The 2,664-nt window shown below is 74.2% G+C and carries 1 protein-coding gene; it reads right to left on the reverse strand.

The window, feature by feature from the left end:
* Nucleotides 1-2,664 (reverse strand): beta-ketoacyl synthase N-terminal-like domain-containing protein (locus ACWGI8_RS42810; protein ID WP_453668874.1); only part of this gene is annotated, 2,664 nt, incomplete at both ends.

Raw genomic sequence — 2,664 nt, forward strand, 5'->3', positions numbered from 1 at the left:
GCACGACGGCGACCACCGAGGCCTCGATTCCGGCCCCGGGGGCGGGCGAGGACGCGGTCACGGCCGGCCGGTGCACGTCCTGCCGCGGCCCCTCGGCCGCTTCGGGTACGCCTTTCCCCGTCACCGTCCGGTACTCGACGTCCTCGAGGCGCACCAGCACCCGGCCTTCCGCGGACAGCAGGGTGGCGTGCCCGCGCCGTAACCCGTCCGGCGCGGTGTCGTCGGCGTCGAGCAGTACGTAGGCCGTGCGCACCGGATCGTCCCGCCGTACGACCCGCCCGATGGACACCGGCAGATACGTCGCCGACGCCGCGGCCGGGTCGGCCAGGGTCAGGACGGCCATGCTCTGCAGGGCGGCGTCGAGGGCGACCGCGGCCCTCTCCAGGCCGCCGCCGGTGGGGCCGTCGACCCGGGCGAGCACGCGGGCCGGCCCGAAGCGCACTTCCGCGAGGGACCGCAGGGGTGCGGCGAAGTCCATCCCCTTGGCCGCGAACCAGGCGTACAGGCCCGCGGGTTCCAGCGTCCGGTCGAGCCCGGCGCGCAGGGCGTCGATGTCACGGTCGCCGGACGTGTCGCCCAGCACCTCGTCCGCGCGGCCGGTTTCGAGACGGGCGACGATCCGGTCGCCGTGCCGGAAAGTGACCGGCCCCGTGCGGGCGGGATCGTCCAGGTCGCTGGTGAGGGCGTGGAGTCCGGCGCCCCGGCCCACGAACGCGATCCGCCGCAGGACGTCGGCGCTCCCGAGTGCCAGGGCCAGTGTCAGCGCCCCCGGCACGGTCTCCTCACCGAACACACGGTGGGCGCGGGACAGCCGGTGGACGGTCCCGGTCACGTCGACCGTGCCCTGGTCCGTGCCCTCGTCCATGTCCTGCGTCCCCGCGGAGCCCGTCCGGAAGGATTCGGCCCGGAAGGGGTAGGGCGGCAGAGTGACCCGCGGGGCCGGCGTCCCCTCGTACACCTGGCGCCAGTCGACGGTTCCGCCGCCGACGTGGAAGAAGGCCAGTCCGGTGCTCAACCGGTCCTCCGGGACGCGCAGTTGAGCCGCGAGCCGTTCGGGGGTGTACGACGTGAAGGGAGCCATGCGGGCGGCGAGCGCGGCGTCGGCCGTACGGGCTCCGCTCTCCAGGACCGCCCCGTCGCGCAGGACGGACCCGTGGGCCTCGCCGCCCCGGCGTACTGTCTGCGCCAGCCCGGCCAGCAGGGCGTCGGCCGTGGAGCCGAGGACCGCGACGCGGTATCGCAGGTGGTCGCGCCCCACGTCGGCCGAGCGGCACAGCGCACCCGCGGCCGACGGCTCGGCCCGCAGCTGTCGTTCCAGGTCCGCCGCGCGCCGGGCCAGTCCCTCCGGTGTGTGCGCGGACAGGAGCAGGAGGTGTTCGCCCAGACGGGAAGGCACGGGGGCGTCCGCGGCAGACGGTGCGGCGGAGTACTCCTCCACGACGATGTGCGCGTTGGTGCCGCCCATGCCGAAGGCGCTGATCCCCGCACGGCGCGGCCCGTCGGAGCGCCACGGCCGCAGTTCCGTCGGTATCACGAAGGGCCCGCCGGTGAGGTCGAGGTGCGCGCCGGGGATCTCGTAGCCCGCGAGGGGCGGGATCTCCCCGTGCCACAGGCAAAGGAGGACCTTGACCAGTCCGGCGAGTCCACTGGCCGGTTCCAGATGGCCGACGTTGGCCTTCACCGAGCCGATGTGCACCGGCGTACGGCGGTCCGGGTCGTCGCCGAACACCTCGGTGAGCGCGGCGATCTCGATCGGGTCGCCCAGTCGGGTCGCCGTGCCGTGGCTCTCGATCAGGGAGATGTCCGCCGGGGCTGCGCCGGCGTCGTCAAGGGCGGCGCGGATGACGGCGGTCTGGGCCTCGCTGCGGGGCACGGGCAGGGCGCTGCCGCGGCCGCCGTGGTTGACGGCCGTCCCGCGGATCACGCCCCAGATCCGGTCACCGTCGCGCTCGGCGTCCTCAAGACGCCTGAGCATGACGGCGACCGCTCCCTCGCCGGGGACGAAGCCGTCGGCGCGGTCGTCGAAGGGGCGCGGCAGAGTCTCCGACAGGGCCCCGAGCTGGCTGAGGCTGCGGTAGTACCAGGGGGTGAGCCCGACGTGGCAGGCCGCCACGATCGCGGCGGCGCAGGTTCCGGCGCGCAGCGCGGCGACCGCGTGCTGGACGGCGACGAGGGAGGAGGAGCACAGGGTGTCGACGGTCTGCGAAGGGCCCGTCAGGTCGAGCGCGTAGGAGATGCGGTTGGCCAGCACGGCGTTCAGGGAGCCGAGCGCGGTGTGCGGTCCGACGGTGTCCAGACCCCGGGCGTCGCGGTGGTGGGTGTACGTGGCGCCGACGAAGACGCCTATGTCGCGGCGGTCGGCGAGACCGCTCTCGTCGCGTACCGCCCAGGCGTGTTCGAGCAGCAGCTTCTGCTGGGCGTCCATCTCCTCGGCCTCGCGCGCGGAGATGCCGAAGAACGACGGATCGAAGCGGTCGATGTCGTCGAGGAAGGCGCCGGTACGGCAGTAGGTCCCCGTCATGCGGGGGCCGCGTTGCTCGAAGTGCGCGTCGATGTCCCAGCGTTCGTCCGGGATCTCGGTGAATGCGTGTCCGCCGGAGCGCAGCAGCGGCCACAGACCGGCCACGTCCGGCGCTCCGGGCAGGTCGCCGGAGACGGCGACCA

The organism is Streptomyces sp. NPDC054841 (assembly GCF_053611045.1).